This window comes from Streptomyces sp. NBC_00236 (genome assembly GCF_036195045.1).
Taxonomy (GTDB): Bacteria; Actinomycetota; Actinomycetes; order Streptomycetales; family Streptomycetaceae; genus Streptomyces.
In genome coordinates, this window is the sequence record NZ_CP108100.1 from 2,506,728 (window position 1) to 2,531,068 (window position 24,341).

Consider the following 24,341-nt stretch of genomic DNA (forward strand, 5'->3'; position numbering starts at 1 on the left):
CTCCCCAGGGAAGCAGCGGGGGCCTTCGTCATGCCCGAGCCCGTCCGGCGATCGAGGACAGGGCAGTCAGTGCAAGCCTGTCCAACGATGAGGCAGGGCGGTCAGGCGGACGGACCGGAACCCGAGGCCACCGCCCCGCACGGGCCCCGCTACCGCCCCGTCCGCGCCGCCCGCGCCACCGCGACCACGGCCTTCTCCAGCGCGTACTCCGGGTCGTCCCCGCCGCCCTTGACCCCCGCGTCCGCGTCCGCGACCGCCCGGAGCGCCACCGCCACCCCGTCCGGCGTCCAGCCCCGCATCTGCTGACGCACCCGGTCGATCTTCCAGGGCGGCATGCCCAGTTCCCGGGCGAGATCGGCCGGCCGGCCGCCCCGCGCCGACGAGAGCTTGCCGATCGCCCGTACGCCCTGCGCGAGCGCGCTGGTGATCAGGACGGGGGCGACCCCCGTCGACAGGGACCAGCGCAGCGCCTCCAGGGCCTCCGCAGCCCGTCCCTCGACCGCCCGGTCGGCGACGGTGAAGCTCGACGCCTCCGCACGGCCCGTGTAATAGCGCCCGACGACGGACTCGTCGATCGTGCCCTCGACGTCCGCGACGAGCTGCGAGACCGCGCTGGCCAGCTCACGCAGATCGCTGCCGATGGAGTCGACCAGCGCCTGGCACGCCTCGGGGGTGGCCGAGCGGCCCAGCGTCCGGAACTCGCCCCGTACGAAGGAGAGGCGCTCGGCGGGCTTGGTGGTCTTCGGACACGCGACCTCCCGCGCCCCGGCCTTGCGCGCCGCGTCGAGCAGCCCCTTGCCCTTGGCGCCGCCCGCGTGGAGCAGCATGAGGGTGATCTCCTCGACCGGATCGTCCAGATACTTCTTGACGTCCTTGATCGTGTCGGCGGAGAGATCCTGCGCGTTGCGCACGATCACCACCTTGCGCTCGGCGAAGAGCGAGGGGCTCGTCAGCTCGGCGAGTGTGCCCGGCTGGAGCTGGTCGGAGGCGAGGTCCCGGACGTCCGTGTCGGCGTCGGAGGCGCGGGCCGCCGCCACCACCTGCTGCACGGCACGGTCAAGGAGCAGGTCCTCCTGCCCCACGGCGAGCGTGAGGGGGGCGAGCGGGTCGTCGGTGGAATTCCTTCTGGTGGCCATCGCCGTCCAGCATCCCACGGGCCACTGACAGCCCGGCTGCGACCGGGGCACTTCGGCACGTACCCGAGAATGGGCGGGTGAGCGATGTGAGACATGTACTGGTGCTGCCCGACCGCGATGCCGCGGAGGAGGCGGCAGGAGAGCTGGCCGACCGGTTCGGGGTCGCGGAGGAGCCGCAGCTCGTACGCGACGCGCTGGCCGGCGAGGACGACGCCGAGGACGCCCAGTGGCTCCTGGTCGTCGAGGACCCCGACCGGCGCCTGGACTCCGAGGCGCTCGACGCCTTCGCCGCGGAGTACGACGGCTGGCTGGAGGCGCCGTAGCGGCCGCCCTGCGCGGGCCCGTCAGCCCTTCGGGACGATCTGGATGTCCATGTCGATCTCGATGCTGGGGCCGACCACGGCAATGCCACGGGCCAGCATCGTCTGCCAGGTGAGGGTGAAGTCCTCACGGTGCAGTTCGGTGGTGGCGCGGCAGGCGGCGCGCGTCTCGCCCTCCAGCCCGTTGCCGAGGCCGAGGTACTGGGTGTCCAGCGTCACCGTACGGCTCACCCCGTGCAGGGTGAGCGCGCCGCTCACACCCCAGCGGCTGCCGCCCCGGTGGACGAAGCGCTCGCTGTAGAACTCCAGCGTCGGAAAGCGGCCGACGTCGAGGAAGTCGCCCGAGCGCAGGTGGTCGTCGCGCATCTGGACGTTCGTGTCGATCGACGCGGCATCGATGATCACGTGCATGGCCGAGTCCTCCATGCGGTCGGCGATCCGGACCGCACCGGCGAAGGTGTTGAACCGGCCGCGGATACGAGCCATCCCGATGTGCCGGGCCGTGAATCCGATCTGGGAGTGCATCGGCTCGATCTCCCACTCGCCCGGCTCGGGAAGCTGCGGAGGCACGGAAACCTGCAGGGTGACATCGCCCAGGCCCGTGTGAGCACCCTCGGTGACCACGGCCGCGCCGTGGAACGGGGTGAACCCCTCCGCCGTGAGAGCGAGTCGGTACTCCCCCGCCGGCACCGTGGCGAGCACACTGCCGAACGGGTCCGTCTCCCCGCTGACGACCTTGCGTCCCGCGGCGTCCGTGACGACGAACGCGGCCTGCCGCACCACCTCGTTGACCGGGTCGAGCACCCGGCAGCTGAGGACACCCGCGGAGTCCGGTATGGCGAGTCCGGCGAGGGCGTTACCGCGTACGGCACCCGTCGCTCCTTTGTTTCCGAGCCAACGGCCGAACATCTTTCGCGCACTCCCGGGGGCGGTTTCACCTCGGGCCGAAGGACTGGACGTCATTGTCGGAACAGCGGCCCGCCGACGAGCATGCATTCGATCACCAATGCGGCGTTCGAGGCAAACAGAGGCGCTCGCGAGGGCTTGGGGGGAGGTGTTACCGAAGGTCCGAATTGATCGTTCCGGTTGTGTGTGTCACCCATTCGACGCAGAAACGCCCACCCCTCCCTCGGGAGGAAGCCGGTCGAGGCGCACTCCGAAGTGTTCGCGGTAGGCGGCGAGAACTTCCTCGTCGCTCCCCAGTTCCGTCTCGTGGCGCTCCGTCCCCACCGTCGTGAGGAGCTTGTGGCCCTTGAGCGTGATCCGCCCGGTGGCGGTGAAGCGCGAGCAGACCGGTGACCGGGTGAAGCCGGATTCGGGCGAGGTCCGGTGGTACCAGGATCCGCCCCTGAAGTCGTCAAGCTCCCGGGGCCGCAGGTCCAGACGGAACTCGGGCGCGCCGTCCCGCAGCAGATCGAGGTCCCCGTAGCCGCAGGGAACCCCGGCGCCAGGGGAAGCCCCGTCGATGCCCTCGGCGGAGGCCTGCGCGATCCGGAAGGTGCCGCGCGGGTCCCGCTGGTCCGCGCGGTCACCGAGCGCGAGCGGACCCTCGGCATGGTCACCGAAACCGACATCGGCGAGCCACGGCCCCGTGCCGTCGTCCGTCTCCACCCGCAGCGCCATGTGGTCGTACGGGATACCGAGCCGCCCCGCCTCACCGTAGACCCGTGCCTGGAGCAGCGTGACGCGGAAGCCGAGGGCCCGCAGCAACACCGCGAAGGCGCCGTTGAGTTCGTAGCAGAAGCCGCCGCGGCGGTCCGCCACGATCTTGTCGAGGAGCAACTCCTCCTCCAGCACGATGTCCTCGCCGAGGTGGATCGACAGGTTCTCGAAGGGCACGGTGGTGAGGTGGCGCCCTTGCAACTCGCGCAGCGCCGCCGCGTCGGGCCGGGCGGGCCGGTCGGCGCCGATGCGCTCCAGGTAGGCGTCGGTGGTCTGCGGCAGTCGTGGGTCCATGAGGGCAGTCTGTCCCGACGGACGGCACCACGTCGCGCACCCGTGATCAATACACCGGGGTCGTGGTCCGGACGAGACTTCGCGAACACGCCCCGGCCCTGCGGACACCGGGGCCGAGGGCGGAGGGGTGGGTTCATGACCGGCCCACCGCCCGCAGTCCCGCCCCGGCGCCCGTCACCGCGATCGCGCCGTCCCGGTCCGTTCTGAGCACCACCGCTCCCCCGGACCTGAGCGCCTCGACCGTCCGCGCGGCAGGGTGCCCGTACGGGTTGTCCCGCCCCACGCTCACCAGCGCGAACCTCGGACGCGTGCTGCGCACCAGAGCAGCGTCCTGATGCGCGGAACCGTGGTGGGCGACCTTGAGGACATCCACCCGCGGCAGCGTCGGGTGGCTGCGCAACAGACCCTGCTGAGCCGGGGGTTCGAGGTCGCCGAGGAGCAGCAGCGTGAGCCCGCCGGTCCGTACGAGCAGGGTGACGCTCGCGTCGTTCGGCTCCTGGGGCACGGGACCGGCGGCCGAACCCGCCGCCGCCGTCGCGCCGTCGGGCGGCCACAGGACCTGCCATGCGAGCGCGCCGGTCCTGCGCCGCTCCCCGGGGGCGGTGCGCACCAGGGGGATGCCGGCCGCGGCGGCGGTTCTCCTGACGAACGCGGCCTGTTCCGGGGGCTCGTCCAGGCTCGTCGTCTGAATCGCTCCCACCGCTCTGCCCCGCAGCACCCCGGTCAGGCCACGCACGTGGTCCGCGTGGAAGTGGGTGAGCAGGAGCAGCGGGACGCGGGTGACGGCCAGGTCGCGCAGGCACCGGTCGACCAGCCGGGGATCGGGTCCGGCATCGACGACCACACCTGTCCCGGGTCCGGCCGCGAGCACCAGGGCGTCCCCCTGACCGACATCGCACATCGCGAACGCCCAGCCCGGCGGCGGCCATCCCGTCAGCACCCGGGTCAGCGGCACCGGCCGGAGCACCGCGAGCACCAGCAGGAGCGCGGCGGCCGAACAGATCCACGGGCGGGGTCCGACGCGCCGGGCGAACAGCACCAGCAGCACCGTCAGCGCGGCCAGCAGCAGCGCCCCCGGGCGGCCGTCGGGCCAGTCGATCTCCGCCCCGGGGAGCGCTGCCCCGGTTCGGGCCACGGCCGCGATCCACCCCGCCGGCCAACCCGCCACCCGGGCGAGCAGCTCGGCCACCGGCATGGTCACCGGGGCCATGGCCAGCACGGCGAATCCCAGCACCGTGGCGGGCGCCACCGCGAACTCGGCCAGCAGATTGCACGGGATGCCCACCAGACTCACGCGCGAGGCGAGCAGCACCACGACGGGCGAGCACACCGCTTGCGCCGCTGCGGCGGCAGCCAGCGCCTCCGCCAACCGCGGTGGTACGCGCCGCCGTTGCAGCGCTTCGCTCCACCGAGGGGCCAGAGTGAGGAGGGCTCCGGTGGCCAGCACCGACAGGACGAAGCCGTAACTGCGTGCCAGCCACGGGTCGTAGAGCACCAGCAGCAGAACGGCGGCGGCCAGCGCCGGGATCAGTGTTCTGCGCCGCCCGGTGCCGATGGCCAGCAGCGTGATCAGACCGCAGGCCGCGGCCCGCAGCACGCTCGGTTCCGGCCGGCAGACGAGCACGAAGGCGAGGGTGAGCCCGCCGCCGAGCAGAGCGGTGCCGCGCAGCGAGATCCCCAACACGGGTGCCAGACCGCGGCGCTCGACACGCAGGGCACGTCCGGGCGGCCCGATGAGCAGCACGAGCAGGATCGCCAGATTGGCACCCGACACCGCCATGAGGTGAGTGAGGTCGGTCGCCCGGAAGGCCTCGTGCAGTTCCGGCGTGACCCGCGTGGTGTCGCCGACCACCAGTCCGGGCAGAAGCGCCCGCGCATCGGGGCCGAGGCCGTCCGTCGCCGTGCGCAGGCCTGCGCGCAGCCCGCCCGCGGTGCGCTGGAGCCGGGTGGGCCGGCCGATGACGCGGGGCAGGCCCTTTCCCTCGGCGCGCAGCACGGCGGTGGCGCGCTCCCCGCCGTGCAGCGGCGGTGCCAGCCTGCCGCTGACGCGCAGCCGGGTGGACGGAAGCAGTCGCTGCCACTGCGCCGCCGCGGTCCCGGGTGTGACGATGACCAGGACAGGCGTGCGCAGTCCGACGGCCGCTCCGCCGGGCCTCGCCAGCCGGACGATCTCGGCGTCCAGGAGCAGGGAAGCGGGGGTGCTGTGGTCGCCACGCACCCGGGGAGCCGTGCGGCGGGCGTCGGAGGTCAGGATGATCTCCGCGTCGATGCCGGCGAACTGCACGGCCAGCCCGGGCACGGGACCCTGCCGCGCATCGGCCCTGTGCAGCCCTGCTGAGGCCGCCCCGGCCGCCGCGCACAGCAGCGCCGCCGCGGCAGCCGTGGTGTGCAGCCTGGAGGGCGACCGGCCTCGCCTCCCCGCGCCGCTCCCCTCACGACCCGTTCCTGACGGGTGTGCCGTGCGGAAGGGCCGTGAGCCGGGCAGGGCGAGGAGGAGCATGGCTGCGCCGAGGCAGAGCCCCACCCCTGCGGTCGCCCAGTGGCCGGGAACGTCCAGGGCTGCCGCGGCACCGGCCCAGGCCGCCAGGGCCGGCGGAACCAGCCGCAGATCGACGGGGCCCTCCTGCCGGGGGTCGGAGGCCCCCAGTCGCCTGCCCGATGCCGTGTGGACGTCCTGGACGTTCATGGACGTACCAGTGGGCGGAGTTCGGCGAACCGGCGGTCACCGATTCCGTTGACCTCGCGGAGCTCGTTGACGGACCGGAATCCGCCGTGCCGCGTGCGGTAGTCGACGATGTGCTGGGCGAGGACGGGGCCGACGCCGGGCAGGGTGTCGAGCTGTTCCACCGTCGCGGTGTTGAGGCCCACCGGGCCGGCCGCACCGCCCTGCCCGGCCGCCGCCGTGGGGCCGCCGACGGCTCCTCCCGCACCACCTGCGGCAGTCGGGCCCGGTGGGGCGCCCACGATGATCTGCTCTCCGTCGATGAGGACGCGGGCCCGGTTGAGGCTGTCGAGGCTCACGCCCGGCCTTGCCCCTCCCGCCACGCGCAGCGCGTCGGCGACCCTGGCTCCGTACGGCAGTCGATGGATCCCGGGCCGCCTCACCTTCCCGCTCACGTCCACCACGACCTGCCCGCCCGGCCCGGCGGCGGGTGGCGTGCCGGGCGAGGGCTCAGGCGTCCCGGCCCCGCCGCCCGTGGCCGCCTGCGCGTCACCGTTCGCGTCCGTCTCCGCCACGGGCATGTGCACGGCCTCGCCGACCCGCTCCGGAGCGGGTACGGAACCGGGACGCGCGGACCAGAAGTGCGTCGCGGCGAACACGGCTGCCGCGACCAGAACGACACTGAGCGCGGCCAGGGTCCTCGGTTCCAGTCCGCACCTGAGCTGGAGCCACACCGGAATCCGCTCCCGCAATGCGGGAACAGCCCGCCCCCGGCCGTCCGCAGATACCCGACCCGGCGAAGACCGCACCGGCGGACCCGGCAAAGGGCCCGGCAAAGTGCCTGCCGAAGGGCCTGGGGACGGGCCTGGGGAAGGGCCTGGGGGTGAAGTCCCTTGCGGGGACGCCCCGGACGGGGGCGGAGCAGTCGTCACAGGGCGGGAGACGGTCGCCACTTCAGAGAAGGAGGCCATCCCCGCACGACCGTTCGACGCCGGCGGACGAGGAGCTGTCACAGCGGTAGGCAGGTCCGGGGACGGACACGCAGACAACGACGTACGCCCAGCCGACGCGGCATCCGTACCCACCCCCACCACCGGCCGCGCGACCCGCCCCCCGTAACCGCCCGCCATCAGCGCGTCCGCACGGCTGCGCGAGGCGGCAGCCGCGGCGGTACGCCCCCGCACCCGCCCCGGCACCCGCATCCGGCCCGGCCCGGTCCCCGCCCCTCCCCGGACACGGCCCGGCCCGCTGCCCGCCCCGGAGACTCCGGGCCCGGACCCGGACCCCGACCCGGCGAATCGACTGAGGACGCTGACCCGCCCGACACGTCCCACGCGTCCAACGCCGACGGCTACACCTACACCACGGTCAGCACGATTGCTTGCTCGACTGGTTGCACGCCTGCTCGCACGGCTACTGGCACGACTGCTTGCAGAACTGGTTGCACGACTGGTTGCACTGTGTGATCGGGAAGCCATGCCGCAGACGCTAGGCACATCCGCAGGATCTCGCTGAGCACACCCAATTCCGGTGGAAAACCGGCCCTTTGTGGATAACCGCGCCACCCCGGAAAGTGACGTCAGCGAGGCGAAATCACTGCTCCCAGCAGCCCCGGACCGGTGTGTGCGCCGATCACCGCACCCACCTCACTGACATGCAGATCGGCCAGGCCGGGAATCCGCTCACGCAGCCGCTCGGCCAGGCGCTCAGCCCGCTCCGGGGCCGCGAGGTGGTGCACCGCGATGTCCACCGGTCCGCTTCCCGCCCGCTCCGCGACGATCTCCTCCAGCCGGGCGATGGCCTTCGAGGCTGTCCGTACCTTCTCCAGCAGTTCGATCCGGCCGCCGTCCAGCTGAAGGAGCGGCTTCACGGCAAGGGCCGAACCGAACAGGGCCTGCGCGGCGCCGATCCGGCCGCCGCGGCGCAGATAGTCCAGGGTGTCGACGTAGAAGTAGGCCGACGTGCCCGCCGCCCTCTTCTCGGCGGCGGCCACCGCATCGTCCTGGCTGCCGCCGGCCTCGGCCGTCTCCGCCGCGGCCAGGGCGCAGAATCCGAGGGCCATGGCGACCATGCCGGTGTCCACCACGCGCACCGGCACCGGGGCGTCCTTCGCCGCGAGCAGGGCGGCGTCGTACGTGCCGGAGAACTCCGCCGACAGGTGCAGCGAGACGATGGCGCTCGCCCCCGCGTCGGCAGCCGCGCGGTAGGCGGCGGCGAAGACCTCGGGGCTGGGCCGTGACGTCGTCACGGAACGGCGCTTCTGCAGGGCCAGGGCGAGGGAGCGGGCCGAGATCTCGGTACCCTCCTCCAGCGCCTGGTCGCCGAGAACGACGGTCAGCGGCACTGCGGTGATGCCATGCCGTTCCATCGCCTGGGGCGGCAGGTAGGCCGTGGAATCGGTGACGATCGCGACATGGCGGGACATGAGCGGGAGGTTACCTGCCGGGGAGGGGGCTCGGCAGTCCGACCCCGACCGAATGATCAGTTCCGGTCGCTTCGGGCCGCATCCCGCCATCCCCGTTCACCTGCTGCCCGGCCGCCACAGCCCTCCTGCCAACCGTGGCCACGACCCACGGCGGCAGGCGCTTGACCGCAACCGCCGCCCCTGGCCACGACGACAGGCGCTTGACCGCAACCGCCGCCCCCGGCCACGACCGCCGACGCCGACGCCGGCCACACGATCATAACGGCCGGTCCTGGCCACAACCACCGCCCTGCCCTCGCTCGCATCCGCGCCCGCGTCGCGCCCTCGGCCGCGCCTCGCCCGCGCCGTGCCCGCGCCTCGCCCGCATCCGCGCCGAAAGGATCCGCTTCCGCGAACGCCGTCAGTTCGTGGTCTCCGGCCGTGCCGCCTTCTGCCACGGATATTCCGTCCGCAGCCGGGGGTCCGGGGCCGTGATGGCCTGCGGGGCCCCTTCAGCGCCTGCCGGGCCCGTCCCGGACTGCTCCTGGCCGCGGGCCGCCGGAGCCTCCGGAGACGCCGCCGTCCGGGCCTCCGCAGCCGGCTCCTCCGTCGTCCAGTGCCGCAGCGCTCCGGCCTCCACGTCGATCTGCACGTTCAGCGCCTCCAGATCGTCGTCGGCGAACTGCCGGGCCCGGTCCCTGGCGGCCCAACGCAGGGACTCCGCGGCGCGCGTGATCCGCTCGGTGCGCTTCTTCAGGTCCGGCAGCAGCGAGGCGACCGTCGCCTTGTCGGGCTCGCGTTCCAGCCGCTTCAGGTCCTCGTCCAGCTCGCGGCCGTGCACCCCGAGACGCTGGAACAGGCCCAGCGACTCCGAGAGCGAGGCGTCCTCGACCGCGCCCGACTGCAGCGCCTCCTGAGTGGCCCGCATCGAGGTGCGCAGCGAGAGGCGGAGCTGTGCCAGCTCGCCGCCGACGCCCAGTTGTCCGTAGCTCTTGGCCCGCAGCGTGGTGTCCTCCACCGTGCGGCGGGCCTGCGTGATGGTGCGGTCCACGCCGCGCTTGGCCGCCCCGACGACCTTGACGGTCGCGTAGACGCCCAGGGCCATGAAGGCGACGACGAGCAGCCCCAGAATCAGGATGACGGCTTCCATGAGCGCCCCTCGGATGGTGTGACGGCTTGCGGCACGGTTTCACCCGCCCCTCCACCGTAAACGGAACGGGCAGGCGGAGGGTTCCATCGGAACCCCCAACCTGCCCGTAGGGGAAAGCCCTCACACCGTCATGAGGACGGGCGCCACGACCGTCGGCTAGGCCGGAACGATGTTCACCAGCTTCGGTGCCCGGACGATCACCTTGCGGATGCCCGCCCCGTCCAGTGCCGCGACGACGGCCGGGTCGGCCAGGGCCAGGGCCTCCAGCTCGGCGTCCGTGATCGACGGGGAGATCTCCAGGCGCGCCTTGACCTTGCCCTTGATCTGGACGACGCAGGTCACGGTCTCGTCCACGACGTACGCCGGGTCGGCGACCGGGAAGTCCTGGTGCACGACCGACTCGGTGTGGCCCAGTCGGCGCCACAGCTCCTCGGCGATGTGCGGCGCCAGCGGCGCCACCAGCAGCACCAGTGCCTCGGCGACGGGACGCGGCAGCGGGCCACCGGCCTTGGTCAGGTGGTTGTTCAGCTCTGTGACCTTGGCGATGGCCGTGTTGAAGCGCATCCCGGCCATGTCGCCGCCGACGCCGTCGATCGCCTTGTGCAGCGCGCGCAGCGTGTCCTCGCCGGGCTCGGTGTCGACGACGGTGACCTCGCCGCTCTCCTCGTCGACGATGTTGCGCCACAGGCGCTGCAGCAGGCGGTACTGGCCGACGACCGCGCGCGTGTCCCAGGGGCGCGACACGTCCAGGGGACCCATGGCCATCTCGTACAGGCGCAGCGTGTCGGCGCCGTACTCGCCGCAGATCTCGTCGGGCGTCACGGCGTTCTTCAGGGACTTGCCCATCTTGCCCAGGACGCGGGAGACCTTCTCTCCCTCGTAGTAGTACGCCCCGTCGCGCTCCTCGACCTCGGCCGCCGGGACCGCGATGCCGCGGCTGTCCCGGTAGACGAAGGCCTGGATCATGCCCTGGTTGTACAGCTTGTGGAACGGCTCGGCGGAGGAGACGTGGCCCAGGTCGTGCAGCACCTTGGACCAGAAGCGGGCGTACAGCAGGTGCAGCACCGCGTGCTCGGCACCGCCCACGTACAGGTCGACGCCGCCGGTCGGCTGCCCCTCGCGCGGGCCCATCCAGTACTGCTCGATCGCCGGGTCGACCAGCTTCTCGCTGTTGTTCGGGTCCAGGTAGCGCAGCTCGTACCAGCAGGAACCGGCCCAGTTGGGCATGGTGTTGGTCTCGCGGCGGTACTTCCTGGGGCCGTTGCCGTCGCCCAGGTCCAGCGTGACGTTGACCCAGTCGGCGTTGCGCGACAGCGGGGTCTCGGGCTGGGTGTCGGCGTCGTCCGGGTCGAAGGTGCGCGGCGAGTAGTCGTCGACCTCCGGCAGTTCCAGCGGCAGCATCGACTCGGGCAGCGGGTGGGCGATGCCCTCCTCGTCGTACACGATCGGGAAGGGCTCGCCCCAGTAGCGCTGGCGGCTGAACAGCCAGTCGCGCAGCCGGAAGTTGACGGTGCCCTCGCCGACCCCGTGCTCCTTCAGCCACTCGGTGATCCGGATCTTGGCGTCCACGACGCCCAGGCCGTCCAGCGAGATCTCGTCGTTCGCGGAGTTGACCAGCTTGGCGTCGTACGAGCCGAAGGCGTCCTCCCACGTGGAGGCGTCCGTGCCGCGGTCGTCCGACGGCTCGACGACACAGCGCATCGGCAGCTCGAAGGCGCGCGCGAAGGCGAAGTCGCGCGCGTCGTGCGCCGGTACGGCCATGATCGCGCCGGTGCCGTAGCCCATCAGGACGTAGTCGGCGATGAAGACGGGTACCTGCTCGCCGCTGACCGGGTTGGTCGCGTACGCACCGGTGAAGACGCCCGTCTTGTCCTTGGCCTCGGCCTGCCGCTCCACGTCGGACTTGGCGGCGGCCTGCTTGCGGTACGCGGTGACGGCCTCGGCCGGGGTGGCGTGGCCGCCGGTCCAGACGGCGTGGGTGCCGTCGGGCCAGGCGGCGGGAGTGATCCGCTCGACCAGCTCGTGCTCCGGCGCCAGCACCATGTAGGTGGCGCCGAACAGGGTGTCCTGGCGGGTGGTGAAGACGGTGATGCTGCCGGCCCCGTCGACGGGGAAGTCGACGCGCGCGCCCTCGGAGCGGCCGATCCAGTTGCGCTGCTGCAGCTTGATGGCCTCGGGCCAGTCCAGCCCGTCCAGGTCGTTCAGCAGGCGGTCGGCGTAGGCCGTGATGCGCATGTTCCACTGACGCAGCTTGGCCTTGAAGACGGGGAAGTTGCCGCGCTCGGAGCGGCCGTCGGCGGTGACCTCCTCGTTGGCCAGGACGGTGCCCAGGCCGGGCGACCAGTTGACGGGTGCGTCGGAGGCGTAGGCCAGCCGGTGGTCGCTCAGGACGTCGGCGCGCTCGGCGGCGCTCAGCGCGCTCCAGTCACGGCCGTCCGGGGTCGGGCGCTCGCCGCTCTCGAACTGGGCGACCAGTTCGGCGATGGGCCGGGCGCGGTCCGCGTCGGTGTCGTACCAGGAGTTGAAGATCTGCAGGAAGATCCACTGGGTCCACTTGTAGTACTCGGACTCGATCGTGGCGAACGAGCGGCGCTTGTCGTGGCCCAGGCCCAGCCGGCGCAGCTGCGCCGTCATGTTCTCGATGTTGGCCTCGGTCGAGATCCGCGGGTGCGTGCCGGTCTGTACGGCGTACTGCTCCGCGGGCAGGCCGAAGGCGTCGAAGCCCAGGGTGTGCAGGACGTTGTGGCCGGTCATCCGCTGGTGACGGGCGAAGACGTCGGTGGCGATGTAGCCCAGCGGGTGGCCCACGTGCAGCCCCGCACCCGAGGGGTACGGGAACATGTCCATGATGAACTTCTTCGGCTTGGCGGCCAGCTCCGGGTCGCCCGCCAGGTCACCGGTCGGGTTCGGCGCCTCGTAGGTGCCCTCGGCGTCCCAGAAGTCCTGCCAGCGTGCCTCGATGTCGGCGGCCATCGCTGCCGTATAGCGGTGCGGCGCAGCAACGTCGGCTGCGGAATTCGTCTCGCTCATGATCCTCAAAGCTCCATCGATCGTCATCTGCCGGCGCCCACGTCTACGGACACGCGTCTACGGAAACGAAAAAGCCCCTCGCACAGGAGGGGACGCCGCGCTGATGCCGACCAGGCATTCTCACCGGTCGGGACTGATCAGCGCGGCTCGCTAAGCAGAAGGCGTACGGCACGCATGGCGTCAGGGTACCGCACAGGCCCGGCTCTCTTCCGGGCACCGCCGATCCGTGGACACGGGGGGCGGTGGGCCACGCGTCAGAACGTCCGGGAAGCGGGGGTTACTCCGCGTAATGCCCTCTATCGGGGCAACCATCCAAACCTCGTACCGGCCGGTATGGAGCGACTTAGCATGCGGCAACGGGACCGCTTTGCCGAGCCATTCGGAGTCGCCCCCCATGAACCCTCATCGCAAGATCCGCTCATCGGCCGCCCCTCTCCAGGGGCCGAGCCGTCAGGTACAGGGCGGGCTGACCGTCGCTGTGCTGGTTCTCCTGCCGCTGCTCGCCGTGGCGGGCAGTGACGGTGTGCGCGCCACGCTCGACTTCACGACCGGTGTCCTCTCGCTGGTCTCGCTCACCGCCGCGGTGGGCTGGGGCCTCCTCGCGACCGACCGGCTGTTCCTCTCCTCGCGTCAGCGGCTGATCGGCCAGGCCGTCCACCGCACCGCCGCTGCCGCCTCGCTGGGCTTCCTGCTGCTCCATGTCACGGTGAAGGTCTCGCTGGGGCACGTGGCGCTGCTCGGCGCCGTCATCCCCTTCGGTCTCGGTGTCGGGGGTACGGCGGGGCTCATCGGTTTCGGCGCGCTGGCCGGACTGCTGATGGTGGTGGCCGCCGCCACGGGCGCGCTGCGCAGCGCCTTCGCCAGCCCCAGCAAGGTCGCCGGGCGCTGGCGTGCGCTGCACGCGCTGTCCTACCCGGCCTGGTGCGCCGCGCTGGTGCACGGTCTGTACGCGGGCCGGCCGCCCGCCGTCTGGGTCGTCGTGATGTACAGCCTGTGTCTCGTCGCGGTGGCGGCCGTGCTGTGCCTGCGCGTGCTGCCACCGCCGGTGAAGCGTCGGATCGCCGGACTGATCACCGCTCTGGTCAAGCCGGACGCCCTGCCCGCCGATCCGGACCCGGTGGCCCGCGAGGCGCCGCTGCCCGGTGCGGACACCACGACCCTGCCGGGGACGTACGGGCCGGACGCGGTCAGCACCGGCACCGGTCGGAGCGGCGTCGGCAGTCAGCCGCGCGGCACCCCGCTGCCCTCGTCCTTCGAGCACCCCCGGACCACACTCCGGGCACCCGCCCCGCCGCTGTACGAGGCCCCGCCCCGCAGCTCCGACCGCCTGGGCGGCCCGCCCCCGGGCCGGCCCGGCGGCCTCACGGGGCCCGGGCCGGGGATCGCCGCCGGGTACCGCGCGGTCTCACCGACCGCCGGAACGGCCACACGACGAGAACCGTCCGGCCGCTGGCCGGCGCCGTCGCCCGCTCCGCCGGCCCAGGCGCTGCGGCCGCCGCCCGCGCCCGCCGCGGCGGCGGACCCTCCGTACACCGCGTACGAGCCGCCCACGCCCTACGCCCCCGCCCAGGAGCCTCCGCGCGTCTCCGGAGCCGCGACCGCCCCGCTGCCCGCCGTCGGCGACACCGCACCGCTTCCGGGGCCGTTCTACCCGCCCCCGGCCGGAGAGCCCTGGACCGCACCCGCAGGAGACCGACCGTGAACATCCCCCTCCCCGACGTACCGGAAGTGCGCGTCGTCGGCCTCCCCCAACTGACCAGCGGCTTCGACCTGGTGGAGCGGCTCGACCTCGGTATGCACCTGAAGGTGCACGGACCGCTGGAGCCGATGACCGGCGAACGTCTGGCGGAGCTCGCCGAGGCCATCTCGCTGAACGGCCGCGGCGGCGCCGGATTCCCCTTCGGCAGAAAGCTGCGGGCCGTCGCCAAGGCGTCGATCCGGCGAGGGGTGCGGCCGGTCGTCGTGATCAACGGCAGCGAGGGCGAGCCCGCCTGCCGCAAGGACACGGTGCTCCTCAACCGCGCTCCGCACCTCATCCTGGACGGCGCCCTGCTGGCCGCGGAGGCGCTCGGCGCCCGCACCCTGATCGTCGCCGTCACCCGTAACTCCACGGAGATCTCGGTGCGCTCCGCCCTCGCCGAACGGGGTCTGTCCGACCGGCGTGGGCAGCCCTTGCGGGCCCGGGTGGTGCGTACGCCGGAACGCATGGTCTCCGGGGAGGCCTCGGCCGTCATCCGGGCCGCGTCCGGTGGCCCCGCCCTGCCGCCCGGGCGCCGCGAACGGGCCGCCGAGTCGGGGGTCGGGGGCGCCCCGACCCTGCTGTCGAACGCGGAGACGTACGCGCAACTCGCCGTCGCCGCCCGCATGGGCGCCCGTCGCTACGGGAACACCGGGCTCCCCGACGAGCCGGGAACGGTGCTCCTCACGCTCTCCGGCGCGGTCGCGCGTCCGATGGTCGTCGAGGTGCCCACGGGGGTGCCGCTGCGGTACGTGCTCCAGCTGGCCGGTGCGCCCCCACTGCCGCAGGGCGTGCTGACGGGCGGCTATCACGGCAGCTGGATCAGTACGAACGCCCTGCACGATGCCGTCGTCTCCCGTCAGTCGCTGGCCGCGGTGGGCGGAGCGCTGGGAGCGGGCGCGATCCTGCCGATCGGGCCGGAGACCTGTCCACTCGGCGAGTCCCTGCGCGTGGCGAACTGGCTGGCCGCCGAGACCGCGGGCCAGTGCGGCCCGTGCAGGCTCGGCCTGCCGGCCGCCGCGGGCGGGCTCTCCGACGTGCTGAACGGGGGCGGCCCTGCCGCACTGGAGGCACTGCGTGAGGTGACCCTGGCGGTGAAGGGGCGGGGCGCCTGCAAGCACCCGGACGGTTCGGCGCGCTTCCTGTCCTCCACGCTCTCCGCTTTCACCGACGATCTGGCCGCCCATGTGCTGGACGGCGGCTGCGGCCGCGAGACGCTCGGCGTCCTCCCGCTTCCCGCACCCGGTTACCAGGATGTGGAGGAGTCCATTCCCAGCGGCGAGAAGCTGGCCGTGGACTGGACGCTCTGCCGGGGCCACGGCCTGTGCGCCGACATCGTCCCGGAGTTGATCAGGCTGGGCCCCGACGGCTATCCGGCCCTCGCGGACGCCGCGGTACCGATGCATCTGCGGGGACGCGCACAGCGTGCCGTACGCCGCTGCCCCGCCCTGGCGCTCCGGATCGAGCAACCGGCTCCCGAGCGGCCTGCCCTGCCTCCGGGCACCGGCCGTAAGGCCCTCGGCAGCGGCCGGAGTTGACCCGGCACAAACGACTGGCGGGCCATCCGAATCGGATGGCCCGCCAGTCGTTCTTCACTGTGGAGCTAAGGAGAATTGAACTCCTGACCTCCTGCATGCCATGCAGGCGCTCTACCAACTGAGCTATAGCCCCGTGCTGTGCTGCCCGGTCTCCCGTGGCGACATCGAGAACATTACCGGTCACCCCGGCCGTCCACCAAATCGTTTCCGATCGGCCCCTCTCCAGCCGTTCACCGAGGGCGGTTCAGGCGGTGGCGAAGGAGTAGAACCGCTTCAGCGTGCAGTGCTCCTCCAGCAGCCGTCCGTAGATCGGCTCCCCCTCGAGCTCCCGGTAGGTCTCGATGGGGTCGCCCTTTATGACCAGCGCCCGCGCGCATTCCTCGCACCAGTACTGGTAGTCCACGTTGACCGGGTCCATGTCCCTGACGATGGGCGTACCGCTGCCGCACCAGTCGCATTTCCTCCTGTGTGCACCCATGGATCAGCTCCGGGTGCGGCCGCGGGCCGTGCACAGGGGAAGGATTCCGGTGTGACCACCGGGCGTTCGGATCACCGGGGGACGCATCCGGACGGGCTCCGGGGGCAGGTCCAGGAGATCGTGGCGGCTCGCAGGCATCGCACGCTCCTCCCCGTTCGGTCCGTCTCCCCCTCCGGCGGTCCGATTCTGCCATGAGCCCGCAAGAGGGGCAGCCCGCCGGAGATCCTCGGAGACCACACCCCGGAACAAGCAAGGATCCCGCCCCCTGACGGGGACGGGATCCTGATTGTGGAGCTAAGGAGAATTGAACTCCTGACCTCCTGCATGCCATGCAGGCGCTCTACCAACTGAGCTATAGCCCCGCTGTCCGCTGTGTTTCCCTGCGTTTCCGCGCTGCGAACAAGAAGAACTTTAGCCTGTGACCAGCCAGAAAGTGAAATCCGGCCGGTGCTGCCCGAAGACGCCCTGCGGACGCCGCCCGGGCACCCGGTCAGGCGTCGTCGCCGAGCACCGGTTCGGGCAGCGTGCCGGCGTTGTGCTCCAGCAGACGCCAGCCGCGGGCACCCTCGCCCAGCACCGACCAGCAGCAGTTGGAGAGCCCGCCGAGCCCTTCCCAGTGGTGCGCTTCCAGACCCAGCAGCCGGCCGATGGTGGTCCGGATGGTGCCACCGTGGCTGACGACGACGAGCGTGCCGTCGTCGGGCAGCTTGTCGGCATGCGCGAGCACGACGGGGGCAGCCCTGTCGGCGACCTCGGTCTCCAGCTCACCGCCGCCGCGCCGTACGGGCTCGCCGCGCTTCCACGCGGCGTACTGCTCGCCGTACAGCCCCACGATCTCCTCGTGGGTGAGGCCCTGCCAGGCGCCCGCATAGGTCTCACGCAGCCCCGGATCGTGCGCGATGGCGTGCCCGGTGATCGCGGCGAGCTCGGCCGCCGTGGCCGCGGCCCGCCGCAGATCGGATGCGACGATCGCGTCCGGCTTCAGCCCGGCGAGCAGCCGGGCGGCCCGCCGGGCCTGCTCGACGCCCTCGTCGGTGAGCTCGATGTCCGTGGAGCCCTGGAACCGGCGCTCCAGGTTCCACGCCGTCTGGCCGTGTCGCCAGAGGACGATCCTGCGGCCCCTGCCGCTTCCGCTGCCGGTCAGCTCAGTTCACCTTCCGTGCCGCCGGTGAGCTGTGCGTGCTCCTCGGCCTTGCCGCGGGTCTTCACGGCGTCCTCGGGAAGAGGGATCTCGGGGCAGTCCTTCCACAGGCGCTCCAGCGCGTAGAAGACGCGCTCCTCGCTGTGCTGGACGTGGATGACGATGTCGACGTAGTCGAGGAGGATCCAGCGGGCGTCGCGGTCGCCCTCACGGCGGACCGGCTTGGCGCCGAGCTTCTTCTGAAGCTGCTCCTCGATCTCGTCGACGATCGACTTGACCTGGCGGTCGTTGGGGGCCGAAGCCAGCAGGAAGGCGTCCGTGATCGACAGCACGTCGCTGACGTCGTACGCAATGATGTCGTGCGCGAGCCGGTCGGCGGCCGCCTGAGCGGCGGCGTTGATGAGCTCGATGGAGCGGTCCGTGGCGGTCACATGCAGGCTTTCGTCGGCGGTCAGATCAACCTCTAGGGTCTCACGGACCGCCGACAGCCCACGCAGTCATCTTTCGAAGCCGTTCAGAAGCCGTCGGGCGGCGCCCCGGAGCAGGTCCGGGAACGGCTTCGGGGCGGCCCCGGAAAGGATTCCGGAGCCGCCCCGAACCTGACCGGTGCACCGGTCAGGCCGTACCGCCGGCCTACTTGATCTTGTAGTCCTTGCCGATGACGACGGACACGTCGGCGTTGCCGGCCGCCTTGCCCTGCTTCACCGCGCTCGCCGGCAGTCCGAGGGTCGCGGCGACCTCGGCCGCCTTCTTCTTGTCCGCCGCGTCCTTGTAGACGACCTCGGAGGAGGTCACGGCGTCGGACTTCCCGCTGTTGACGAAGGTGTAGCCGCCGTTGACCAGCTCGATCCGGGCGGACTCCGTACCGCGGTCGCTGCCCGTGGCGTTCTTGATGCCGACCCGCACCGCCGCGTCCGCGGCCGGGGCCTTGAACGAGCCGCCCAGGATGTCCTTGACCACACTCTCCGTAGCGGCCTCGGTGAGGGTGCCGTCGTCCTGGACGGGCAGCAGCGCGGTCTTGTAGTCGCCGATCTTGGCGTGCTCGGCGAGCTTGGCCAGCGAGGCGCCCAGGTCCTGCTCGGGCAGGGACGGGTCGAGGATCTGGGCCAGCGTCTGGACGGTGACCGTGGCGGCCTTCGGATCGTCGGAGATCTTCCGCAGCACGCCACGCATGACCTGCCCGAACCGCATCAGCTGCTTGGCCTCGGCCTCGCCGGGACCGCGGTACGTGGCGTACGCGACGGCCATCGGGCCGCTGAGGGTCTGCGCCTCACCCTTCTTCACCAGCGGCGCGGCGCCCTTCTTGGCGTCGGGAACAGCCGTGTCCGTGTCGACCTCGATGTTGCCGACCAGGTCGACGAGGTTCTCCAGGTACGGGGTGTCGAGCCGCCAGGTGCCGCTGATCTCGGTGCCGAGCAGGGAGTCGATGGACTCACGTGTTCCGGACGTCCCGTCGTCGTCGACCGACTTGCCGAGCGTGGTGGTGGCACCGTCCTCGTCGGAGACGGCCAGCGAGTTGGGCAGCAGGACGGTGGTGCCCTGCTTGGTGGTGACGTTGTCGACGAGCAGGGCCGTGGACGTGCCGCCGGCCTTGGTGTTGTGGAGGTGGACCACGATGACGTCCCGCCGCTGCGGGCCGGTCGCCGTGGTGCTCTTCTCGTCCGACGCGGAGACTCCGGGAAGCTTGTCCGCCGACCACAGGTAGCCGACGCCGCCGACCACGACGAGGGCGGCGACGACGATCAGCGCGACCATCCGGTTGTGACCGCGACGGCGTGCTTCCTCGCGGCGTTCGCTGCGGCTCTCGGTGAACTTCAGCCAGTCGATGACGTCTTCGGAGTCCTCGTCGGGCTCCTCGATGAAGGAGAACTGCTCCGTGCGGTAGTCGCGGTCTCCCCTGCGCGGCCCCGGGACGCCCGTCTCGGGCTGCGCGGCCTGCTCCGGTTCCGGGCCCCGCTGCGGCGGGGCCGGCGCGGCTTCGGGTGCCGGGGCCTGCTGCGGGATGCTCCACTGCTGGGTGGTGTCGACCGCGGCGGGCTGCTGGCCCGTGTCGTAACCGTAGCCACCGTCGTAGCCGTAACCCTGCTGCGGAGGCTGCTGCGGCTGCGGGTGGTGCTGGGTGCCGTACGGGTCGTACTGCTGCGGGGGCGCGGCCGGCTGCTGTTGCTGGGCGTACGGGTCGTAGCCGTACCCCTGACCGGCCTGCGGCGCCTGCTGCTGGGGCTGCTGTGCCTGGTGCGGCGCCTGGGGCTGCTGCTGGGCGTACGGGTCGTACGGCTGCTGTCCGGGCTGCTGGTACACCGGCTGCCCGTACTCGTCGTAGCCGACGATCTGCGGCTGCTGGTAGTACGGGTCGTACGGATTCTGTCGGTCGTTCACCGGTGCCCCTCTCCGTGGCTCATTCGCCGCGGTACAGCTGGCGCTTGTCGATGTAGCGGACCACGCCGTCCGGCACCAGGTACCAGACCGGCTCCCCCTGGGCGACCCTCGCACGGCAGTCCGTCGAGGAGATGGCCAGTGCGGGAACCTCCACGAGGGAGACGCCCCCCTCAGGCAGCCCGTCGTCCGTGAGCACGTGCCCCGGCCGCGTCACACCGATGAAGTGGGACAACGAGAAGAGCTCGTCGGCATCCCGCCAGGTGAGGATCTGGGAGAGGGCGTCGGCGCCCGTGATGAAGAAGAGGTCCGCGTCGCCGTGGACCTCGCGCAGGTCCCGCAGGGTGTCGATCGTGTACGTCGGGCCCTTGCGGTCGACGTCGCTCCGGCTGACCGAGAACTGCGGGTTGGACGCCGTCGCGATGACGGTCATCAGATAGCGGTCCTCGGCCGGGGAGACCTCCTTGTGGCTCTTCTGCCACGGCTGCCCGGTCGGAACGAAGATCACCTCGTCGAGGTGGAACTGGGCGGCCACTTCACTGGCCGCCACCAGGTGTCCATGATGGATCGGGTCAAACGTCCCGCCCATCACGCCGAGTCGGCGCTTTCCGCGGCCGGTAGGCACTTCCTGCTCTCCCATGCGTGCAGAGCCTACTGGCACAGCTGTACGCCTCGGCCTCAGCGGTCGCGGTTGAAGCGCGTGGTGATCCACAGAAGGAGGAGAAGCGCGACAAACGCACCGCCACCGGTGAGGAGCGGGCTGAGACTTTCGTGGTTGCCACCGTGCTCGCCCTCGGCGGCGACGGTGACCAGCTGGTGTGCGGTGCTCGTGAGGCTCATCTTCGGCAGGACCTATCGATCGGGAGTCGGAGGGAAGACGTCGCGGACATCGTATGCGGGTGCCCCGGGCACGCTCACGCCGACTCAGTCGTTGTTGTCGTCGTTGCGGTATCCGCGCAGCAGGAACCAGGCGAGCAGGGCCGCTCCGACGAGCGAGGCGATCAGCACGATGCGGATCGTGTTGCCCGGCCCCTGGTCCTCGGCTGCGGCAGCGAGCAGAGCAACGGTGTGCGGCATGTCGGGCGTCTCCTCAGTTGTCCACAGCCCCCCGCACACCGTAGCCCCAGCACCTACGCTGGGATTTGTCAGGGGGCGAGCAGCGTCTCGTACGAACAGGGGGCCCATTCATGACCGACGGCAGCCACGAGAGCCAAGGCCAGGTGCCGAGCAGGCAGCGCAGGCGATTCCCCGGGATCTCCTCCCGGGCGTACGAACACCCGGCGGACCGCTCGGCCCTGGTGGCGCTGCGCAAGCTGAGCGGTTTCGACACCGTCTTCAAGGCGCTGAGCGGGCTGCTGCCGGAGCGCAGTCTGCGACTGCTCTTCCTGTCGGACTCCGTCCGGGTGAGCGACGCGCAGTTCAGCCATCTCAACGACATGCTGCGGGACGCCTGTTACATCCTGGACCTGGAGAAGGTCCCGCCGATGTACGTCAGCCAGAACCCGCAGCCGAACGCCATGTGCATCGGTCTGGACGAGCCGATCATCGTGGTGACGACGGGCCTGGTCGAGCTGCTCGACGAGGAGGAGATGCGGGCGGTCGTCGGCCACGAGGTGGGGCACGCCCTGTCCGGTCACGCCGTGTACCGCACGATCCTGCTCTTCCTCACCAACCTCGCCCTCAAGGTGGCGTGGATCCCCCTCGGCAACGTCGCGATCATGGCGATCGTCACTGCGCTGCGCGAGTGGTTCCGCAAGTCCGAACTGTCCGCCGACCGGGCCGGGCTGCTGGTCGGCCAGGACCTCCGGGCCTCGATGCGCGGGCTGATGAAGATCGCCGGCGGCAACCACCTCCACGAGATGAACGTGGACGCGTTCCTCGCCCAGGCCGACGAGTACGAGAAGGCAGGCGATCTGCGCGATTCCGTCCTCAAGATCCTGAACGTGCTCCCCCGTTCGCACCCGTTCACGACGGTGCGCGCGGCCGAGCTGAAGAAGTGGTCCGAGACCCGCGACTACCAGCGGATCATGGACGGCCACTACCCGCGGCGCGACGAGGACAAGGACACCTCGGTGACGGACGCGTTCAAGGAGTCCGCCTCGCACTACGCCGATTCGGTGCGCAGCAGCAAGGACCCGCTGATGAAGCTGGTCGGTGACATAGCGGGCGGCGCCGGTGACCTGGGCGGCAAGCTCCGTGACAAGTTCACCGGCGCGGGCGGCGGCGGCAAGGGTGCCGGGGCGGCCGGGGACAGCGCTACGGACGGCTCGCAGGAGTCCCGGAGGCCCGAGGACCCTGAAGATCCGTCCGGTCCCGGGACGGCCGGGAGCTGATCTCCAGGGTCCCGCACAGCGCCCCGGTGGGCCGGCCCGTCGCGTACGGGTCGGTGCCCGCCGGGCCGCGGGCCACCGCCCGCTCGCCCGCGAGCAGCGGTCGCAGGGCGCCGGTGGTGTCGTCCGGGCAGGACTGCGGGCCGGCCTGGACGTAGCTGGTCCGCACCTCCAGCCGGTGCAGCCGCAGATCGTCCCGGTCGAACCGGAAGCGCATCTCCCGCCGTACGGTGAACAGCGAGGCGCCGCCCGCCCGTCGGGGGCCGGAGACGGCCGGGTGGAGCACATAGGCGAAGGTGTGGTCCGACACCACCTCCAGGGCGTCGGCGCCCGTCTCGGCGTACCGCAGGGTGCCCCGGACCCGGATCTCCGGATCGGGGGTGACCTCGGCCGGGTCGAACCGCACCAGCCAGCCGGTCGCCGCGTGCTGACCGTCGTCCTGCGGGGTGTCCATGCTCCGTTCGAACTGCTGCATCTGGTCCGGATCGAGGAGTGACTCCACGGGCCGTACCGCGTTCCCGCCGAGGACGTCGAGGTCGAGCGAGGAGGCCGTCAGATAGTCCTTGGCCGTGGCCAGGGCGGTGTACACCTGGCTGTCGGAGAAGTTGTCCGTCCGCCGGGTCACCGGAAGGCTGATGCCCGCGTCCCCCTTCGGGAACGAGGCGGCGGGGCTGCTCGCGAAGAGGCCGGCCGGGGTGCCGGCGGGCACGGCACCGCGCGGGGCCAGCGGGACGACGGTCATCCGCATCGGCTCGGCCCGGCTGGTGACGGGGTTCTGGTAGGGGTGGCGGAAGCCCATGAAGACGGCGGCGCCGAAGGCCAGGGCGATCAGGACGACGAGGGCGAGCGCGGCCCGTGAGCCGTTGCGGACGGACCGGCCCGGCCGGCTCCGGACGGCACGGGCGTGCTCCCCCATCCGCTCCTGGGCGGAGAACTCCTGCAGCCGGGCAGCGCGGACGAACGACTCGTCGAAGACGAGTGAGCGGTACTCGTCCTCGCTGCCGCTCGCACCGTTCTCCGACGGGCCTTCGGGTGGATCTCCGCGGTCTGCCATGACTTCTCCCGACTCCACGCCACCGACCGGGGCCGAAACGGTGCGCCCCTTCCAGCCGAAAGGCTCCGGACGGGGTCTGCCCGTCATGCGTGGGCATGCACGGACAAGTGAGAAGCCCCCTCTTCGAACGGGTGAGGGGTCATATCTTCAGGGTAGGTCGATTACGGCGGAGGTAAACGCGGTGACGGGCGGGAACTGCCGCGGGGTTCCCCCGGTCGGGCGGATCCGGGCGGGGGAAGCGTCAGCGGCCCGGGAAGCGTCAGCCGCCCTGGAAGCGGCGGGAGCGGGCGTGGCGGAGGCCGGGCCCGGGGGACGCTTCGGCGGCGTCAGGGGGCTCAGGGCGTCCGGGGCGCTTCGGCGGACTCCGGGCGTGCGGCGGACGCTCGGCGGACTCAGGGCGTGCGCGGGACGGCGGAGACCATCGGGCGGGAGTAGCCGTCCGCGGCGGACGGGGCCGATGTGGGCCCGGGCGCGCTGTCCACGCCGCTCCTCGACGGTGGCGGGACCTGGTCCTGGCGGTCGCCCGAGGTGTTGCGGAAGACGGCGCTGAAGGCCAGGGCGATCATGCCGACGCCCATCAGCAGCGCGAGCAGCCAGGCCACCGGCCGGTGCCAGCGGGCGGCTCCCCGGTAGGGACGCAGGGCGCCGCCGTGACGTCCGTAGGGGCCGCTGACGTAGTCGTCGTCCTCGTCGAGCGGGTCGTAGCCGGGCCCGTACGTGCCGCCCGGCCCGTAGCCGTCGTCGTAGAGGTCGTCCTCCAGCGGGCCACCGCCGGCCCGGGCCCGGAACGCGTCGGCCTCGGCGCGTGCCTCGGCGGCGGCCAACAGCCGCTCGACCGCGGTCGGTTCGTGGAACTCGGCTGCCTGGACGAAGTCCTCGTCGAACACCACGGAGGCGAAGTCCTCGTCCGCGCCCCCGCGGTCGTCGTCGGGCTCCCAGCCGTTCGGGAGCGGCCTGCCCCCCACGTCGTCCGGCACAGCTTCAGCCTAGACCCGCTGGGTGGTTTTGGGCAGGGAGACGGCACATTC

Annotated in this window: 21 protein-coding genes and 2 tRNA genes; 4 read left to right on the plus strand and 19 right to left on the minus strand. The window is 71.9% G+C overall.

The window, feature by feature from the left end:
• Window positions 1-149 precede the first annotated feature (149 nt).
• Entirely contained in the window at window positions 150-1,136 is a 987-nt protein-coding gene (holA, locus tag OG446_RS11220) for a DNA polymerase III subunit delta (RefSeq protein ID WP_328893893.1), read from the minus strand.
• Between the two features lie 77 nt (window positions 1,137-1,213).
• Between holA and OG446_RS11225 the strand changes: the two genes are divergently transcribed.
• Window positions 1,214-1,459, plus strand: a complete 246-nt coding sequence (locus tag OG446_RS11225) for a hypothetical protein (protein ID WP_328893894.1) — start codon at window positions 1,214-1,216, stop codon at window positions 1,457-1,459.
• A gap of 21 nt (window positions 1,460-1,480) precedes the next feature.
• Here the strand turns inward: OG446_RS11225 and OG446_RS11230 are convergent, their stop codons facing one another.
• From OG446_RS11230 to leuS, 7 genes are all read right to left on the minus strand, one after another.
• Complete coding sequence (locus tag OG446_RS11230; protein WP_328893895.1) at window positions 1,481-2,365, minus strand: YceI family protein; 885 nt, start codon at window positions 2,363-2,365, stop codon at window positions 1,481-1,483.
• A gap of 186 nt (window positions 2,366-2,551) precedes the next feature.
• Window positions 2,552-3,412: an arylamine N-acetyltransferase family protein gene (locus OG446_RS11235; RefSeq protein WP_328893896.1), complete on the minus strand. Its 861-nt coding sequence runs from the start codon at window positions 3,410-3,412 to the stop codon at window positions 2,552-2,554.
• A gap of 133 nt (window positions 3,413-3,545) precedes the next feature.
• A complete protein-coding gene (locus OG446_RS11240; RefSeq protein WP_328893897.1) occupies window positions 3,546-6,098 on the minus strand; it encodes a ComEC/Rec2 family competence protein in 2,553 nt (850 codons plus the stop codon).
• Window positions 6,095-7,168, minus strand: a complete 1,074-nt coding sequence (locus tag OG446_RS11245) for a helix-hairpin-helix domain-containing protein (RefSeq protein ID WP_443050268.1) — start codon at window positions 7,166-7,168, stop codon at window positions 6,095-6,097. Before OG446_RS11245 ends, OG446_RS11240 begins: the two co-directional genes overlap by 4 nt.
• 485 nt (window positions 7,169-7,653) lie before the next feature.
• On the minus strand, window positions 7,654-8,499 hold the full coding sequence (locus OG446_RS11250; RefSeq protein WP_328893899.1) for a DegV family protein: 846 nt from the start codon (window positions 8,497-8,499) through the stop codon (window positions 7,654-7,656).
• Between the two features lie 400 nt (window positions 8,500-8,899).
• Window positions 8,900-9,628: a hypothetical protein gene (locus OG446_RS11255; protein ID WP_328893900.1), complete on the minus strand. Its 729-nt coding sequence runs from the start codon at window positions 9,626-9,628 to the stop codon at window positions 8,900-8,902.
• Window positions 9,629-9,784: 156 nt separating this feature from the next.
• Window positions 9,785-12,658, minus strand: a complete 2,874-nt coding sequence (leuS, locus tag OG446_RS11260) for a leucine--tRNA ligase (protein WP_328893901.1) — start codon at window positions 12,656-12,658, stop codon at window positions 9,785-9,787.
• A 394-nt stretch (window positions 12,659-13,052) separates the two neighbouring features.
• Between leuS and OG446_RS11265 the strand changes: the two genes are divergently transcribed.
• Both OG446_RS11265 and OG446_RS11270 read left to right on the plus strand, forming a co-directional pair.
• On the plus strand, window positions 13,053-14,360 hold the full coding sequence (locus OG446_RS11265; RefSeq protein WP_328893902.1) for a hypothetical protein: 1,308 nt from the start codon (window positions 13,053-13,055) through the stop codon (window positions 14,358-14,360).
• Window positions 14,357-15,934: an NADH-ubiquinone oxidoreductase-F iron-sulfur binding region domain-containing protein gene (locus tag OG446_RS11270; RefSeq protein WP_328893903.1), complete on the plus strand. Its 1,578-nt coding sequence runs from the start codon at window positions 14,357-14,359 to the stop codon at window positions 15,932-15,934. The genes OG446_RS11265 and OG446_RS11270 overlap by 4 nt, the downstream gene beginning before the upstream one ends.
• Before the next feature lie 60 nt (window positions 15,935-15,994).
• On the opposite strand, the gene OG446_RS11275 is transcribed toward OG446_RS11270, so the two are convergent.
• The 9 genes from OG446_RS11275 to OG446_RS11315 form a co-directional block, all read right to left on the minus strand.
• Window positions 15,995-16,067 (minus strand) — tRNA-Ala (locus tag OG446_RS11275).
• Between the two features lie 111 nt (window positions 16,068-16,178).
• The gene (locus OG446_RS11280; protein ID WP_148018647.1) at window positions 16,179-16,412 is read right to left on the minus strand and encodes a hypothetical protein; all 234 of its coding nucleotides are present in this window, start codon (window positions 16,410-16,412) and stop codon (window positions 16,179-16,181) included.
• A 289-nt stretch (window positions 16,413-16,701) separates the two neighbouring features.
• Window positions 16,702-16,774, minus strand: a tRNA-Ala gene (locus tag OG446_RS11285).
• A 128-nt stretch (window positions 16,775-16,902) separates the two neighbouring features.
• Window positions 16,903-17,556, minus strand: coding sequence for a histidine phosphatase family protein (locus tag OG446_RS11290; protein WP_328898270.1), 654 nt, complete (start codon window positions 17,554-17,556; stop codon window positions 16,903-16,905).
• The gene (rsfS, locus tag OG446_RS11295; protein ID WP_328893904.1) at window positions 17,553-17,984 is read right to left on the minus strand and encodes a ribosome silencing factor; all 432 of its coding nucleotides are present in this window, start codon (window positions 17,982-17,984) and stop codon (window positions 17,553-17,555) included. The genes OG446_RS11290 and rsfS overlap by 4 nt, the downstream gene beginning before the upstream one ends.
• 202 nt (window positions 17,985-18,186) lie before the next feature.
• On the minus strand, window positions 18,187-19,932 hold the full coding sequence (locus tag OG446_RS11300) for an LCP family protein (RefSeq protein ID WP_328893905.1): 1,746 nt from the start codon (window positions 19,930-19,932) through the stop codon (window positions 18,187-18,189).
• Window positions 19,933-19,951: 19 nt separating this feature from the next.
• Window positions 19,952-20,569, minus strand: a complete 618-nt coding sequence (gene nadD, locus OG446_RS11305; RefSeq protein ID WP_328893906.1) for a nicotinate-nucleotide adenylyltransferase — start codon at window positions 20,567-20,569, stop codon at window positions 19,952-19,954.
• A gap of 38 nt (window positions 20,570-20,607) precedes the next feature.
• Window positions 20,608-20,769: a hypothetical protein gene (locus tag OG446_RS11310; protein ID WP_187285139.1), complete on the minus strand. Its 162-nt coding sequence runs from the start codon at window positions 20,767-20,769 to the stop codon at window positions 20,608-20,610.
• Between the two features lie 84 nt (window positions 20,770-20,853).
• A complete protein-coding gene (locus OG446_RS11315; RefSeq protein ID WP_328893907.1) occupies window positions 20,854-21,006 on the minus strand; it encodes a hypothetical protein in 153 nt (50 codons plus the stop codon).
• A 110-nt stretch (window positions 21,007-21,116) separates the two neighbouring features.
• Here OG446_RS11315 and OG446_RS11320 point away from each other — a divergent pair, with 110 nt between their 5' ends.
• A complete protein-coding gene (locus tag OG446_RS11320) occupies window positions 21,117-22,262 on the plus strand; it encodes a M48 family metallopeptidase (RefSeq protein ID WP_328893908.1) in 1,146 nt (381 codons plus the stop codon).
• On the opposite strand, the gene OG446_RS11325 is transcribed toward OG446_RS11320, so the two are convergent.
• Both OG446_RS11325 and OG446_RS11330 read right to left on the minus strand, forming a co-directional pair.
• Window positions 22,186-23,313, minus strand: coding sequence for an SCO2583 family membrane protein (locus OG446_RS11325; RefSeq protein ID WP_328893909.1), 1,128 nt, complete (start codon window positions 23,311-23,313; stop codon window positions 22,186-22,188). The two genes, OG446_RS11320 and OG446_RS11325, sit on opposite strands and share 77 nt — an antisense overlap.
• 392 nt (window positions 23,314-23,705) lie before the next feature.
• Window positions 23,706-24,290 (minus strand): SCO2584 family spore wall biosynthesis protein, encoded by a 585-nt coding sequence (locus OG446_RS11330; protein ID WP_328893910.1) that lies wholly within the window; start codon window positions 24,288-24,290, stop codon window positions 23,706-23,708.
• Window positions 24,291-24,341: the final 51 nt, after the last annotated feature.